Source organism: Massilia sp. PWRC2 (genome assembly GCF_049896725.1).
Lineage (GTDB): Bacteria > Pseudomonadota > Gammaproteobacteria > Burkholderiales > Burkholderiaceae_D > JAFCUW01.
Window position 1 is genome coordinate 272,043 of sequence record NZ_JAFCUW010000003.1, and the last position, 15,853, is coordinate 287,895.

The following is a 15,853-nucleotide window of genomic DNA, read 5'->3' on the forward strand; positions in this document are numbered from 1 at the left end:
ATGTTTGCTCCCTTGCCCACAGTGTGCCAAAGTGTATCGGTCGACCGACCAATACGGTTGGGCCTTTTTGCGATCTGTGTACCTGTGCCATCTTGCTGCCTGTGTCTATTATTGCATCATCGTTTTGCCAACTGGTAAATAATTTTCTTCATCGTCAAAATTTTCTGTCGTTCAAATTTTGGAGTGCTCATGAACCAAACCCGACCCGCCTCGATGTCCGCGTTCTGGATGCCGTTCACCAATAACCGCGACTTCAAGGCCCATCCGCGCCTGCTGGTGTCGGCCGACGGCATGTATTACAAGGATGTCGACGGCAACCAGGTGCTCGACGGTACCGCCGGCCTCTGGTGCGTGCCGTGCGGCCACAACCAGCCGCGCATTGTCGCCGCCGTGCGCGAGATGGTCGGCCAGCTCGACTTTGCCCCCACTTTCCAGATGGGCCATCCGGCCGCCTTCGACCTGGCCGAGCGACTGATGGATTACACGGGCCACAAATTCGGTCATGTGTTTTATACCAATTCCGGTTCCGAAGCGGTCGACACGGCACTGAAGATGGCGCTGGCGTTCCACCGCGCGCGCGGCGAAGGCCAGCGCACCCGCCTGATCGGTCGCGAGCGCGGTTACCACGGGGTCGGTTTCGGCGGCCTGTCGGTCGGCGGCATCGGTAACAACCGCAAGAGTTTCGGCCCCCTGCTGGCCGGGGTCGACCACCTGCCGCACACCCACAACCTGGCCTTGAATGCCTACACGCGCGGCCAGCCGGAACACGGCGCCAACCTGGCCGACGAACTCGAACGCATCGTCGCCCTGCACGATGCCTCGAACATCGCCGCCGTGATCGTCGAGCCGGTGGCCGGCTCCACCGGCGTACTGATTCCCCCCAAGGGCTACCTCAAGCGCTTGCGCGAACTGTGCACCAAGCACGGCATCCTGCTCATTTTCGATGAAGTCATCACCGGCTTTGGCCGCATGACGACGCCGTTCGCCGCCGATTATTTTGAAGTCGAGCCGGACCTGATGACCACCGCCAAGGGCTTGACCAATGGCGTCATTCCGATGGGCGCAGTGTTCTCTAGGGCGCCTATCTACGAGGCCTTCATGAATGCCCCTGCCGGCATCGAGATGATGCACGGTTATACCTATTCGGGCCACCCGATCGCCTGCGCGGCAGCACTGGCCACCCTCGACGTGTTCGCCGAACAGGACATCCTCGGCCACGCCGCCTCGCTGGCGCACTACTGGGCCGACGCCGTCCATTCGCTCAAAGGGCTGCCGCACGTGATCGACATCCGCAGCATCGGCCTGATCGCCGGCATCGAGCTGGCGCCGATCGCCGGCAAGCCGGGCGCACGCGCGTTCGCCGCCTTTAAACAAGCCTTCGCCGATGGGGTGCTCATTCGCGTCACCGGCGACATCATCGCCCTGTCGCCGCCGCTGGTGCTGGAAAAACAGCATATCGACGAACTGTTTGGCAAGCTTGCCAACGTCCTCCAACACCTCGACTGAAAGCGCGCCATGACCACCACCATCCCCCATTTCATTAACGGCCAGGAAGTCGACACCACCAGCGGCCGTTACGCCGACGTCTTCAATCCCGCGCTGGGCCAGCCGTGCGCACGGGTGGCGCTGGCCAGCAGCGCTGAAGTTGATGCCGCCGTCGCCGCTGCCGCTGCCGCTTTTCCGGCCTGGTCGAACACGCCGCCGCTGGCGCGTGCCCGCGTGCTGTTTAAATACCTGCAGCTGTGCCAGCAGCACACCGACGAATTTGCCGCCCACATCACGCGCGAACATGGCAAGACTTTCGCCGACGCCCAGGGCGAGGTGGCGCGCGGCATCGAGGTGGTGGAATTTGCCGTCGGTATTCCACAGCTGCTCAAGGGCGAATTCACCGACCAGATCGCGCGCGGCATCGATGCCTGGTCGATGCGCCAGCCGCTCGGCGTGGTCGCCGGCATCACGCCGTTTAATTTTCCCGTGATGGTGCCGATGTGGATGTTCCCGGTCGCTCTCGCCTGCGGCAATACCTTCATCTTGAAACCGTCCGAGCGCGATCCGTCGCCGTCGCTGCTGCATGCGCGCCTGCTCAAGCAGGCCGGTCTCCCCGATGGCGTCTTCAACGTCATCCAGGGCGACAAGACGGCGGTCGACGCCCTGCTCGACAACCCGCAGGTGCAGGCCATCAGCTTCGTCGGCTCAACGCCGATCGCCCAGTACATCTATGCGCGCGGCAGCGCCGCCGGCAAACGCGTGCAGGCGCTGGGCGGCGCCAAGAACCACATGGTGGTGATGCCCGACGCCGACATGGAAATGACGCTCGACGCCCTGATGGGCGCCGCCTACGGCTCGGCCGGCGAGCGCTGCATGGCCATCTCGGTGGTGGTGGCGGTGGGCGCGGCGGCCGACCAGCTGGCCGGCGCGCTGGCGGCGCGCACCGAGGCGTTAAAAATCAATGACGGCATGGTGGCCGACGCTGAAATGGGACCGGTGGTCACCGCCGCCGCCAAGGCGCGCATCGAGCAGCTCATTGGCGAAGGCGTGGAGCAGGGCGCCACCATCCTGGTCGATGGTCGCCAGCACGTCGTGGCCGGGCGCGAACATGGTTTTTTTGTCGGCGGCACCCTGTTCGATCACGTCACCGCCGACATGAGCATCTACAAGGAAGAAATTTTCGGCCCGGTGCTGTGCATCATGCGGGTGGCCAGCGTGGCCGATGCCGTCACCCTGATCAACGCCAATGAATACGGCAACGGCGTGGCGATCTACACGCGCGACGGCGGCACCGCGCGCGAATTCGTGCGCCAGATCCAGGTCGGCATGGTGGGGGTGAACGTGCCGCTGCCGGTGCCGATGGCCTTCAACAGTTTCGGCGGCTGGAAGAAGAGCATGTTTGGCGACCACCACGCTTACGGGCCTGAAGGCGTGCGTTTTTACACGCGCCACAAGGCGGTGATGCAGCGCTGGCCCAACACCGCCAGCGCGGGCGCGGAATTTGCTTTTCCACAGATGAAGTAAGCGAGTAACCAAGCAGGTGGACGTTGCCATGGCGTTGCCTGCACCGCCATGGTTCATCGACCCTGATCACCACCCCGGGATGCCCATGATCGAATCACTCAAACACCTGCCGCGCACCAGCGTGGCCGATGGCGGCGCGCTCGACGCCCAGTTCACTGACCTGGCGCCGGCGCTGACGGCGCGCCAGGCGGCCATCGAAGCGGCGCGCTGTCTCTACTGTTACGATGCGCCGTGCACGCGCATTTGCCCCACCGAGATCGACGTCGCCGGCTTTATCCGCAATATCCACGATGGCAATCTGAATGGCGCCGCCGTCGGCATCCTGCAGCAAAACATCATGGGCGGCGCCTGCGCGCGCGTCTGTCCCACCGAGATCCTGTGCGAAGACGTGTGCGTGCGCAACCATGACGCCGAAGCGCGGCCCGTGAAAATCGGCCTGCTGCAGCGCCACGCACTCGACCACGCCCACTTCGACGCCTATCCGTTCGAGCGCGCCGCCGCCACCGGCAAGGTGATCGCGGTGGTCGGCGCCGGCCCCGCCGGCCTGTCGTGCGCGCACCGCCTGGCGATGCTGGGCAATGACGTGGTGGTGTTCGAAGCGCGCGACAAAGCCGGTGGCCTCAATGAATACGGCATCGCCAGATACAAGCTGCCGGGCGACTTTGCCCAGCGCGAGGTCGACTTCCTGCTGGCCATTGGCGGCATCGAGGTGCGCCATGGCAGAAAGCTGGGCGAGAACCTCACCCTGGCCGAGCTGCATGGCCAGTACGATGCGGTTTTCCTCGGCCTGGGCCTGAACGCCAGTCGCCAGCTGGGGCTGACGGGGGAAGACGCCCCTGGCCTGCTGGCGGCGGTCGATTACATCGCCGCCCTGCGCCAGAGCGACGATTTGACCGCGCTGCCGGTGCCGCGCCGGGCCATTGTCATCGGTGCCGGCAATACCGCGATTGACATGGCGGTGCAGATCAAGCGCCTCGGCGCCGAAGACGTCACGCTGGTGTACCGCCGCGGCGTCGATGCAATGAGCGCCACCCACCACGAACAGGACATCGCCAAGGCCAATTACGTGCGCATGCGCACCTGGGCGGCGCCGCTGGAAGTGCTGCTCGATGAGCATGGCGCGGTGCGCGGCATGCGCTTTGAAGAGACCCGGCTGGCCGATGGCCGGCTGGTTGGCACCGGCGCGTTTATCGAGATCGCCGCCGATGCCATTTTCAAGGCGATCGGCCAGAGCCTGGAGCCAATCGCCCTGGCCGACGCCATGGCCAGCGAACTGTCATGCAGCGGCGACAAAATTCACGTCGACGGCAGTTTTCGCACCGCCCTCGCTGGCGTCTACGCCGGCGGCGACTGCGTGGCGCCGGGACAGGATTTGACGGTGCAGGCGGTCCAGCACGGCAAACTGGCGGCGCACGCCATCCATCACGACATCCACAGCAAAGCGGGGACCGCATGGCCGACCTGAGTATCGATTTTTGCGGCATCAAGTCGCCCAATCCGTTCTGGCTGGCCTCGGCGCCACCGACCGATAAAGCCTATAACGTGGTGCGTGCCTTCGAGGCCGGATGGGGCGGGGTGGTGTGGAAAACGCTCGGTGAAGACCCGGCCGCCGTCAACGTCTCTTCGCGCTATTCGGCCCTGTACGGCAAGAATCGCGAAGTGATCGGTTTTAATAATATCGAGCTCATTACCGACCGCAGCCTCGAGATCAACCTGCGTGAAATCACCCAGGTCAAGAAGGACTGGCCGGACCGCGCCATGATCGTCTCGCTGATGCTGCCGTGCGAAGAAGCGCTGTGGGCGGCGATCCTGCCGCAGGTCGAAGCGACCGGCGCCGATGGCATCGAGCTCAATTTCGGCTGCCCGCACGGCATGCCCGAACGCGGCATGGGCGCCGCCGTCGGCCAGGTGCCGGAATACGTCGAGATGGTCACGCGCTGGTGCAAAAAGCACAGCAAACTGCCGGTCATCGTCAAGCTCACCCCCAACATCACCGACGTGCGCGCGCCGGCGCGCGCCGCGCGCGCGGGCGGCGCCGATGCGGTTTCGCTGATCAATACCATCAACTCGATCACCCATCTCGACCTCGACCGCATGGTGGCGTTTCCCGTGGTCGGCAACGCCAGCACCCACGGCGGTTACTGCGGCGCCGCCGTCAAGCCGATCGCCCTGAACATGGTCGCCGAAATCGCCCGCGATCCGCTGACGGCCGGCCTGCCCATTTCCGGCATCGGCGGTATCGGCAACTGGCGCGACGCCGCTGAATTCATCGCCCTCGGTGCCGGCTCGGTACAGGTGTGTACTGCCGCCATGCTGCACGGTTTTCGCATCGTCGAAGCGATGAAAGATGGCCTGTCGCGCTGGATGGACCAGAAGGGCTACGCCACCATTGCCGATTTCTCCGGCAAGGCAGTGGCCAACACCACTGACTGGAAATACCTGGACATGAATTACCAGGTGATCGCCCACATCGACCAAGCCAGCTGCATCGGGTGCGGCAAGTGCTACATTGCCTGCGAAGACACCTCGCACCAGTCGATTGCGCAACTGATCGATGCTGTCAGCGGCGCGCGCCGCTATGCAGTGATCGAGCAGGAGTGCGTCGGCTGCAACCTGTGCGAAATCACCTGTCCCGTCGAAGCCTGCATCACCATGGTGCCGCAGCAGACCGGCAAGCCGTCCATGAACTGGACCGAGGACGAGAGAAACCCTCACCGCGTCGTCTAGCTTATCGCAGGCAGCAGGGGAACTGGCACCGGCAGTGCCTGTCCCAATTTTCCACCACCCGAGGAGCCCCCCAGTGAGCGCACAACAATCCGCCAGCCCCCACCTCTGGAACGCCGACCTCGCCCCCACCACGGCGGCCCAGCGCACCTGGCGCTGGTACCACTTCGCCGCCCTGTGGGTGGGCATGGTCATGTGCATCCCCGCCTATACGCTCTCGGCGAGCCTGATCGAAGGTGGCATGTCCGGCTACCAGGCGATTTTCACGGTGTTCCTTGCCAACGCCATCGTGCTGCTGCCGATGCTGTTGATCGGCCACGCCGGCACCAAGTACGGCATTCCCTACGCCGTGCTGGCGCGCGCCTCGTTCGGCACCGCCGGCGCAAAATTGCCGGCACTGATGCGGGCGATTGTCGCCTGCGGCTGGTACGGCATCCAGACCTGGTTCGGCGGCGCCATGATCTATACGCTGCTCGGCGTGCTGGCCGGCCATCCGATCGGCGGCGACAAGCTGGGCGGCCTTGGCATCAACGGCGCCCAGCTGGCCTGCTTTCTGGCTTTCTGGGCCATCCAGTTCTATTACATCGTCCATGGCATGGATGCCATCCGCAAGCTGGAAACCTGGACGGCACCGCTGAAAATCGTTATTTGCTTCGTGCTGCTGGGCTGGGCTCACAACCAGGCGGGCGGCTTCGGTCCGCTGCTGGAGGCACCCTCGCAATTCGTCGACGGTGGCAAAAAAGCGGGCCAGTTCTGGACCGTGTTCTGGCCATCGCTCACCGCCATGGTGGGTTTTTGGGCCACGCTGGCGCTCAACATCCCCGACTTCACCCGCTTCGCCAGGACCCAGCGCGACCAGCTGATCGGCCAGAGCGTCGGCTTGCCGCTGCCGATGGGCTTACTGGCGGCGCTGGCGGTGATCGTCACCTCGGCCACCGTGGTCCTGTATGGCAAGGCGATCTGGGACCCGGTCGACCTGGCCAGCCGCATGACGGGAGCGGCCGTGCTGATCGCCCTGATCGTGCTGCTGGTCGATACCGTCAGCGTCAACCTGGCGGCCAACCTGGTGGGGCCGGCCTACGATTTTTCGGCGCTGGCGCCCAGCCATATTTCGTATCGCAGCGGCGGCTACCTGACCGCCGCCATCGCCCTGGTGATGATGCCGTGGAAAATACTGGAAACCACCGAGGGCTATATATTTACCTGGCTGATTGGCTACTCGGCGCTGCTCGGTCCCATCGCCGGTATCCTGATCGTCGACTATTACCTGGTGCGCAAAACCGAACTCGATGTGCAGCAGCTCTATCGCGACGGCGGCGCCTACTCGTATGGCAATGGCTGGAACAGGGTGGCGATTGTTGCCTTTCTCGCCGGCGTGCTGCCGAATATTCCCGGCTTTCTCAATGCCGCGTTCCCGGCTGCGTTTCCCGGCGTCGGCGCCGTTTTCAAGCTACTCTATACCTACGCGTGGTTCGTCGGTATCGCCATTTCCGCCCTCGTGTACGGTGTGCTGATGCGGGGCCGCAGCCCCGTGCTGGCGCCGGCCCGGGCGCCCCTTACAGGAGACCCATCATGAGTATCTTCATTCGCGGCGGTACCGTCGTCAACGGCGACCGTGCCTTCAAAGCCGATGTGGTGTGCTACGGCGACCTGATTGTCGCCGTCGGCGAGCACCTCGAGGCGCCGCCGCACGCCACCATCATCGACGCCACCGGCCAGTTCATCATGCCGGGCGGGATCGATACCCACACCCACATGCAGCTGCCGTTCATGGGCACCGTCACCGCCGACGATTTTTTTACCGGCACCGCCGCCGGTCTGGCCGGTGGCACCACCACCATCATGGATTTCGTCATCCCCAATCCGCAGCAGTCGCTGCTCGAGGCGTATCACACCTGGCGCGGCTGGGCCGCCCGTTCGGCTGGCGATTACACCTTTCACGTTGCCGTCACCTGGTGGAGCGACACCGTCCACGCCGACATGGGCACGCTGGTGCGCGACCATGGCGTCAACAGCTTCAAGCACTTCATGGCCTACAAAAACGCCATCATGGCCGACGATGAAACGCTGATCAAAAGCTTTACCCGCTCGCTCGAACTGGGGGCGATTCCCACCGTGCATGCGGAGAACGGTGAACTGGTGTACCAGCTGCAGCAGGATTTGCTCAAGAAGGGCATCACCGGGCCAGCGGCCCATCCGCTGTCGCGCCCACCCGAAGTGGAAGCGGAAGCGGCCAACCGCGCCATTGCGATCGCCAACGTGATCGGCACGCCCGCCTACATCGTCCACGTCTCGTGCGAAGAGTCGCTCGACGCCATCGCCCGCGCGCGCGCCAAGGGCCAGCGCGTGTATGGCGAAGCGCTGGCCGGCCACCTGGTGATCGACGACAGCGTCTACCAGAGCGACGATCCCGATTTCGCCCGCGGCCACGTGATGAGCCCACCGTTTCGCGGCAAGCACCACCAGGCGGCCCTGTGGCGCGGTCTGCGCGGTGGCAACCTGCACACCACCGCTACCGATCATTGCACCTTTTGCGCCGCGCAAAAGGCGGTGGGCAAGGATGACTTTACCCGCATTCCGAATGGCTGCGGCGGCGTCGAAGAGCGCATGTCGGTGGTGTGGGATGCCGGCGTCGGCAGCGGCCTGTTGACGCCGTCGGAATTTGTCCGCGTCACCTCGACCAACGCCGCGCAGATTTTTAATATGTATCCGCGCAAGGGCGTCGTTGCCGCCGGCGCTGACGCCGACCTGGTGGTGTGGGATCCCAACGGCAGCCGCACCATCTCCGCCCACACCCAGTTCGCCAAGGGTGGTTTTAATGTGTTCGAAGGGCGCACCGTCAAGGGCATCAATACGCACACCATCGCCGCCGGCAAGGTGGTGTTCGAACGGGGCGACCTGCGCGCTGTCGAAGGGGCCGGCCGCCACGTCGAGCGCCCGCCATTTTCCGCCGCGCCCAAAGCGCTGCGCACGGTTGCTGACTGACACAAGGAGTATGACGATGACGACGACTATGACGACGCAGGCACGCATCAATGGCAGCCGCCTGTGGGCCTCGCTGATGGAACTGGCGCAGATCGGCGCCACCGCCAAGGGCGGCGTCAAGCGGCTGGCGCTGACCGACCTCGATCGCCAGGGCCGCGACCTGGTGGTGGGCTGGGGCCGCGCCGCCGGCATGCGCATCACCATCGACCAGATCGGCAATGTGTTCATGCGCCGCGAGGGGCGCAATGGGGCGCTGCCACCGGTGATGACGGGCAGCCATATCGACACCCAGCCGACCGGCGGCAAGTTCGACGGCAATTACGGCGTGCTCGCCGGCCTCGAAGTGGTGCGCACCCTCAACGAGCGCGGCATCGAGACCGAGGCACCCATCGAGGTGGCGTTCTGGACCAACGAAGAAGGTTCGCGCTTTGTGCCGGTGATGATGGGCTCGGGCGTGTTTTGCGGCGCCTTCAGTCTCGACACGGCCTATGCCGCCAGGGACACCGAGGGCTTGACGGTCAAGGATGAACTGGCGCGCATCGGTTACCTCGGCGAGCAGGTGCCGGGCCAGCATCCGATCGGCGCCTATTTTGAAACGCACATCGAACAGGGACCGGTGCTGGAAGACGCCGACAAGGTGATCGGCGTGGTGCCGGCGGTGATGGGGCTGTCGTGGTACGACTGCGTCGTCACCGGCATGGAAGCGCACGCGGGACCGACGCCCATGGGCCTGCGCCGCGACGCCCTGCAGGTGGCCACCGTCATCATGCAGGAAGTGGTGGCGCTGGCCAACCGCTACCCGCCGTACGGGCGCGGCACGGTCGGCATGGTGCAGGTGTTCCCCAACAGCCGCAACGTGATTCCCGGCGAAGTCACATTCAGCATTGACCTGCGCAATGTGAACGATGAACTGCTCAACACCATGCACGAAGCGATGCTGGCGTTTATCGAGCAGGTGCGGCGCGACAGCGGACTGGCGATCAGCATCGAGCGGGTCTCGTATTATCCGCCGTGCCCGTTTCATGCGGACTGCGTGGGGGCGGTGCGGCGGGCCACCGAGGCGCTGGGATACTCGACCATGGATGTGGTGTCAGGCGCCGGCCATGACGCCATCTATGCGGCGCGGCTGGCGCCGGCCGGCATGATTTTTGTGCCGTGCAAGGATGGCATCAGCCATAACGAGATCGAGGATGCGCGCGCCGATCACCTGGAGGCGGGCTGCAATGTGCTGTTGCTGGCGATGCTGGAGCGGGCCGGGCAGGTGTAGCGCAGGGGGGGGCTGGCGCTCGCCGGTCCCCATTTGCGATGCTACAGAGCCCCCTTGGGACCGGCACCTGCGGTCCCAGTCCCCGCTCCGTCATACGCCAGCAGAAAATCGCGCAGCACGCGCGCGGCGATATCGGCGTCATCGGCCGTCATCGTCTCGAGCCGGTTGTGACTGATGCCGCCATTGCCGCAGCGGACAAACAGCATGGCGACGTCGGTCAGCGCCGCCATCGCCATGGCGTCGTGCCCGGCGCCCGATGGCAAATCAAAGCGCGGCAGGCCGGCCCGTTCGACTGCTTCTCCCAGCTGGCGCATCAGCGCTGGCGCGCACGGCGCCGCCTTCGCTGAAACGATTTCGACGATGCTGGCCTCGACCTGGCGCTGCTGGCAGATTTGCGCGAGCGCCGCAAAGATGTCGGCCACCGCTGCCTCGCGCACGCTGTCGCTGGCGGCGCGGATGTCGAGCGACAGTTTGCAGTGGCCGGGGATCACATTGACGGAGCCGCCCGGCACCTCGAGCTGGCCGACCGTGCCCACCAGCGCTGATCCGAGCAGGCAGCGCTGCTCGACCATCAGGATGATTTCGGCGGCAGCAGCGGCAGCGTCGCGTCGCATCGTCATCGGCGTGGTGCCGGCGTGGCTGGCCAGGCCGGTCAGCTCGACCAGGTAGCGCGAACTGCCGGCAATCGCGCTGACCACCCCCAGCGCCAGGCCCGTCTCCAACAGCACCGGCCCCTGCTCGATATGCACTTCGACGTAGCCGAGGATGTCCTGGCGCCGCCGCGCAATGCCGGTGATGGCGCCGACATCGTGACCGGCCGCTGTCAAGGCATCGCGCATGGAGACGCCAGCATCGTCGCGCCGCTCGAGCAGGCCCGGATCGAAGCGGCCAGCGACCGCATTGCTGCCCAAAAACGTGCTTTTGAAGCGCACCCCTTCTTCTTCGGCGAAGGCGATGATCTCCAGGTGGTAGGGCAGGCGCGTGCCATTGGCGTGCAGCTGGCCGGCGATTGCCATCGGCAGCAAAATGCCAAGGCGGCCGTCGTACTTGCCGCCATCGCGCACGGTGTCGTAGTGCGAACCGGTGATCAGCGTTTTCGCATCAGGCCGGTCCGACGCATAGCGCCCCACCACGTTGCCGACGGCGTCGATGTGGGTGACCAGGCCGCACTCGTCCATCCACGCCTGCAGCTGGCGCGCGCTGTGCTGGTGCGCCGGCGTCAGGTAGGCGCAGGTGAGGCCCTCGGCGGCGTCGCTCAGGCGGCCCAGCTGGTCGGCCCAGTCCATGATGCGCGTGCCCAGTTCCAGGCGCACGCCCAGCAGCGCATTGAGGCGCAGTTCGGCGATGCGGTGGATCTGGCGCAGGCATTCGGCCAGTTCATCGACCCGCTGGTGCTTGAGGCGGCGGCGGAAGGTGGCGATGATGTCGGTGCGCGTCATGCCGGTGCCGTGCACACCCTTGACTGCCAAAATAAACGGAAAGCCAAAGCGGGCGTTGTAGTCGGCATTGAGCTGCTGCAGGGTGGCGTATTCACCCTCGCTGCACTGGTGCAGGCCGGAGCTGGCCTGTTCGCCGGTCGATGCGGCCGTCAGCTGGCCGGCGATCGCGGCCTTGCCGGCCAGCTCGGGGTGGGCGCGGATCAGGCCCAGCTGTTCGGCCTCGCTGGCGCCGTCGACAGCTGCCTGCAGCGCCAGCTTGAGGGCGGCCAGCGTGGCGAACGGCCGCTGGCCGGCGGCGCGTGCGGGGATCCACGGCGAATGCTCATAGATGCCGTGCAGGGCCCGCACGAAGGTGGCGCTGTCGGCGGCGTTCAGGTCAGTCAGTGTGGTCATGGCAGCTTCCATTGTTGAGCGTCGATGATAAACCGTGGCAGCGGCGCTGACATATGCGCGCGCCCATGGTGTTTATTTGGGCAGCGCCCTGGCCGCGGCACTGACCTGGTCGCGCAGCCACTTGTGCTCGGGCGACTGGTGCACGCGCTGGTGCCACAGCTGGTAAAAGCGCATCGGCGGGAACTTGACCGGCACGCTGAAGGTTTTCAGGGCCAGCGTCTTTTCGTAGTAGCGCAGGAACTGGCGGCCGGTCGTCAAGACCAGGTCGGTTTGCGTGAGCATGTAGGGAATCAGGCCGAAATAGGGCGACTCCACTGCCACCTTGCGGCGCAGGCCCTGGCGCTCGAGGAAGGCATCGATCACGCCGACGTAGCCGGGCACCATCGGCGACGGCGCCACGTGCGGCAGCGCCAGGTAGTCGTCCACTGTCATGGCGTCGGCCGCGGTGCGCCGCGCATACGGCGCATCGGCGCGCATGGTGCAGACGATGGGGTCTTCGAACAGCTTGGAGATGTGCAGGTGCGGCGGCGGTTCGTCCCAGTTGGCGATCACCAGGTCCATGTCGCCGTCGGAGAGCATGCGCAGGTAGTCGACCCCTGGTCCCAGGCTGTGGATGATCACCCGGCTGTTGGGGGCGCCGCGCCGCAGCGCCGCCACCACGTTGGGCAGAAACTGGCTGTCGAGATAATCGGGGGCGGCGATGTGAAAGGTGGGCGCCGCTTCTTCCGGCACGAATGGCGACTTCTTGATGAACAGGCTCTCGGCCTCGTCGAGGATGCGTTTGGCCGGGCGCAGCAGGCTCTCGCCGTGCTGGGTCGGCACCATGCCGCGCGCACCGCGCACCAGCAGCGCATCGCCCGTCAGTTCGCGCAGCTTGCGCAGCGAGGCCGAAATCGAGGGCTGCGGTTGATTTAGTTTCAAGGCCACGCGCGAGACGTTTTTTTCCACCAGCAGCAGGTAGAGGATGCGGATCAGGTGGATATCGAGGTGCTGGGGCAGGGCGGACATGGAGGACTATATAGAATTGTGTATGTCAAATATACGCGATTTTTCATGTCGGCTCAGGCATTTCAGGCTATCTTGCCTACACTGGCCGACCTCTGCGCACGCCTTTCCATTTATAAAAAAAATTCAGGAACCCCATGGATGTTTTCGGCTATCTGACCCCATATCTGCTCGACTGGCTCAACCTGGTGGTGCGCTGGCTGCACGTCATCACCGGCATCGCCTGGATCGGCGCCTCGTTTTATTTTGTCTGGCTGGACAACAACATCCGGCCGCCCGCGCCGGGCTCGGCGCTCGCCGCCAGGGGGGTGTCGGGCGAACTGTGGGCGGTGCACGGCGGCGGCTTTTATAACCCGCAAAAATACCTGGTGGCGCCGGCTGAACTGCCCAAGCAACTGCACTGGTTCAAATGGGAAGCCTATTCGACCTGGCTGTCCGGCTTTGCCCTGTTGACCATCGTGTATTACTTCAACGCCCAGGCGATGATGGTCGATAAATCGGTGGCCGATCTCTCCAGCCTGCAGGCAGTTGCCATTGGTATCGTCAGCCTGGTGCTGGGCTGGACCGTCTACGACCTGCTGTGCCGCTCGAAGCTGGGCCAGCATGATGTGGCCTTCGGTGTGGTGATGTACGCCTTCCTGGTGGCCAGCGCCGCCCTGCTTGGTCACTATCTGAGCGGGCGCGCCGCCACCATCCACGTCGGCGCCATGATCGGCACCATCATGGTGGCCAATGTGCTCATGCTGATCATTCCCGGTCAGCGCAAGATGGTGGCGGCGATGGCCGCCGGTGGCAAGCCCGACCCCATCCACGGTCTGCGCGCCAAGCAGCGCAGCGTGCATAACAATTACTTCACGTTGCCGGTGCTGTTCATCATGATCAGCAACCACTACGCGATGATCTATCACCACCGCCACGCCTGGGCCGTGCTGGCGGCGATCATGGCGGCCGGCGTGTTGATCCGCCACTTCTTCAATTTGCGCCACCGCGGCCGCATCGAGTGGCGCTATCCGCTCGCCGGCGTGGCGATTCTGCTGGCGCTGGCGGTGGCGATTGCGCCGCCGCCGTCGGCCGCCGTCGCCGCCAGCGACCCGGTGGCGCGCTTTGTCCGGGTCCAGGCCATTATCACCGCCCGCTGCACCGCCTGCCACGCCGACAAGCCCACCCAGGCCGGCTTTGCGGCGGCGCCGGCCGGGGTCGAACTGCACACGCCGGCGCTCATTCACCAGAACGCCGCGCGCATCTACCAGCAGGCAGTACAAACCAAAGCGATGCCGCTGGCGAACCTGACCGGTATGACCGATGCCGAACGGGCCCAGGTGGCGGCGTGGTATGAAGCCGGCGCCCTCTAAGAAAGCAGCCATGCAAAATATTCAACAAACCCCGGCACAGGCGGCCATCAGCGACTGGATCGACGCCCATTTCGATGAACAGGTGGCGTTTTTACAGGGCGTGGTGCAGATCCCCACCGACACCCCGCCCGGCAACAACGCGCCGCACGCCGAGGCGGTGGCGCAGATGGTCGAACGGTTCGGCTGGCACGCCGAGCAGCACCCGGTGCCGCGCGCGGCCGTCGAAGCCTACGGCATGCAAAGCATCACCAACCTGATCGTACGGCGCCCGTATGGAAACGGTGGCGGCCCCACCATCGCCCTCAATGCCCATGGCGATGTGGTGCCGCCCGGCGAAGGCTGGACCCATGCGCCGTATGGCGGCGAGGTGGTCGATGGCTTTATCTACGGCCGCGCGACGGCGGTGTCAAAAGGCGACTTTGCCACCTATATTTTTGCGGTGCGCGCGCTCGAAGCGGCCGGTATCGCTTTGCATGGCGCGGTCGAACTGCACTTTACTTATGATGAAGAATTCGGTGGTTTGCTGGGGCCGGGCTGGCTGCTGGAACAAAACCTCACGCAGCCCGACCTGGTGATCGCCGCCGGTTTCAGCTACCACATCGTCACCGCCCACAACGCCTGCCTGCAGCTGGAAGTGACGGTGCACGGCAAGTCGGGGCACGGCGCCATGCCGGAGACGGGCGTCGACGCCTTACAAGCAGCCACCCGCATTCTCAATGCGCTCTATGGCGACTTGCCGCGCCTGCGGCAGATCAAGTCCGGCATCGCCGGCATCGATTGTCCCACCATGCTGGTCGGGCGCATCGATGGCGGCACCAATACCAATGTGGTGCCCGGCAAAGTGGTGATGAAACTGGACCGCCGCATGATCCCCGAAGAAGACCCGGTGCTGGTCGAAGCGCAGGTGCGCGCGCTCATCGAGGGCGCTGTCGCCGGTGTCGACGGCATCCGCGTCGACATCCGCCGCCTGCTGCTGTCGCACGCGTTGCGGCCCCTGGCGGGCGCGGCGCCGCTGGTGGCGTCCCTGCAAAAAAATGCCCGGCTGGTGCTGGGCGAGGCGATCAGTGCGCAGGGCACGCCGCTGTATGCCGATGCGCGCCTGTATGGCGAGCGTGGCATTCCGGCGGTGCTGTATGGCGCCGGTCCGCGCACGGTGCCCGAGTCGAATGCCAAGAAGGCCGACGAACGGCTGGCGCTGGCCGATTTGCGCAGCGCCACCAAGGTGGTGGCGCTGACCTTGCTCGATTTGCTGGCGGCGCAGTAGTCACAGCTGCCACGGCAGCCGTCAGCACCCCCGGCCACGGCCTTATTCGAGACTGGCATCGATGCGCACGATGGTGCCGGCGGCATCGACGGCGATGTCGAGCAATCCGATTTCGTGGCCAAAATCACCGGTAAAATCGACGCGCACCCGCGCCACGCCGGTGGCGAGCATCTCCAGCGAGAGCAAGCGCGTGAGGGTGTGATAGCCAATAAAATACTGCTCGACGTAGGAGCGGATGCCGCGCTGGCCATCGAAACAATGGCCGGTCGATGGATCGTCGATCACGGCATTGGGTGTAAACAATTTTAATACGGCGTCAACGTCACCGCAGTTGGTGGCGGCGATAAACGCATCAGCGTTCTTGCGCATGGTCGTCGTGGTTGGCTCAAGATTCAATTGGAACTCCGTAGTT

The 15,853-nt window shown here is 64.9% G+C and carries 12 protein-coding genes; 9 read left to right on the plus strand and 3 right to left on the minus strand.

Features of this window, described 5'->3' with window-relative positions:
• The first annotated feature begins 189 nt into the window (after nt 1-189).
• From ACP7BZ_RS08925 to ACP7BZ_RS08955, 7 genes are all read left to right on the plus strand, one after another.
• On the plus strand, nt 190-1,506 hold the full coding sequence (locus tag ACP7BZ_RS08925) for an aspartate aminotransferase family protein (RefSeq protein WP_426112189.1): 1,317 nt from the start codon (nt 190-192) through the stop codon (nt 1,504-1,506).
• A 9-nt stretch (nt 1,507-1,515) separates the two neighbouring features.
• Entirely contained in the window at nt 1,516-3,012 is a 1,497-nt protein-coding gene (locus ACP7BZ_RS08930) for a CoA-acylating methylmalonate-semialdehyde dehydrogenase (RefSeq protein WP_426112191.1), read from the plus strand.
• Between the two features lie 85 nt (nt 3,013-3,097).
• The gene (locus tag ACP7BZ_RS08935) at nt 3,098-4,477 is read left to right on the plus strand and encodes an NAD(P)-dependent oxidoreductase (RefSeq protein WP_426112193.1); all 1,380 of its coding nucleotides are present in this window, start codon (nt 3,098-3,100) and stop codon (nt 4,475-4,477) included.
• Nucleotides 4,465-5,739 carry an NAD-dependent dihydropyrimidine dehydrogenase subunit PreA gene (preA, locus tag ACP7BZ_RS08940; protein WP_426112195.1) on the plus strand — a complete coding sequence of 425 codons (1,275 nt, stop codon included), beginning with the start codon at nt 4,465-4,467 and terminating at the stop codon, nt 5,737-5,739. Before ACP7BZ_RS08935 ends, preA begins: the two co-directional genes overlap by 13 nt.
• Nucleotides 5,740-5,812: 73 nt before the next feature.
• Nucleotides 5,813-7,312 carry an NCS1 family nucleobase:cation symporter-1 gene (locus ACP7BZ_RS08945; RefSeq protein ID WP_426112197.1) on the plus strand — a complete coding sequence of 500 codons (1,500 nt, stop codon included), beginning with the start codon at nt 5,813-5,815 and terminating at the stop codon, nt 7,310-7,312.
• Complete coding sequence (gene hydA, locus ACP7BZ_RS08950; RefSeq protein ID WP_426112199.1) at nt 7,309-8,721, plus strand: dihydropyrimidinase; 1,413 nt, start codon at nt 7,309-7,311, stop codon at nt 8,719-8,721. Before ACP7BZ_RS08945 ends, hydA begins: the two co-directional genes overlap by 4 nt.
• Before the next feature lie 16 nt (nt 8,722-8,737).
• Nucleotides 8,738-9,988, plus strand: a complete 1,251-nt coding sequence (locus tag ACP7BZ_RS08955; RefSeq protein ID WP_426112201.1) for a Zn-dependent hydrolase — start codon at nt 8,738-8,740, stop codon at nt 9,986-9,988.
• 41 nt (nt 9,989-10,029) lie between these two features.
• Here the strand turns inward: ACP7BZ_RS08955 and ACP7BZ_RS08960 are convergent, their stop codons facing one another.
• Entirely contained in the window at nt 10,030-11,820 is a 1,791-nt protein-coding gene (locus ACP7BZ_RS08960) for an allantoate amidohydrolase (protein WP_426112203.1), read from the minus strand.
• Between the two features lie 72 nt (nt 11,821-11,892).
• On the minus strand, nt 11,893-12,828 hold the full coding sequence (locus ACP7BZ_RS08965; RefSeq protein ID WP_426112205.1) for a LysR substrate-binding domain-containing protein: 936 nt from the start codon (nt 12,826-12,828) through the stop codon (nt 11,893-11,895).
• 134 nt (nt 12,829-12,962) lie between these two features.
• On the opposite strand from ACP7BZ_RS08965, the gene ACP7BZ_RS08970 reads away from it, so the two are divergent.
• A complete protein-coding gene (locus tag ACP7BZ_RS08970) occupies nt 12,963-14,177 on the plus strand; it encodes a urate hydroxylase PuuD (RefSeq protein ID WP_426112207.1) in 1,215 nt (404 codons plus the stop codon).
• A gap of 10 nt (nt 14,178-14,187) precedes the next feature.
• Nucleotides 14,188-15,441 carry a M20/M25/M40 family metallo-hydrolase gene (locus ACP7BZ_RS08975; protein ID WP_426112209.1) on the plus strand — a complete coding sequence of 418 codons (1,254 nt, stop codon included), beginning with the start codon at nt 14,188-14,190 and terminating at the stop codon, nt 15,439-15,441.
• Between the two features lie 42 nt (nt 15,442-15,483).
• On the opposite strand, the gene ACP7BZ_RS08980 is transcribed toward ACP7BZ_RS08975, so the two are convergent.
• A complete protein-coding gene (locus tag ACP7BZ_RS08980; RefSeq protein WP_426112211.1) occupies nt 15,484-15,837 on the minus strand; it encodes a nuclear transport factor 2 family protein in 354 nt (117 codons plus the stop codon).
• Nucleotides 15,838-15,853: the final 16 nt, after the last annotated feature.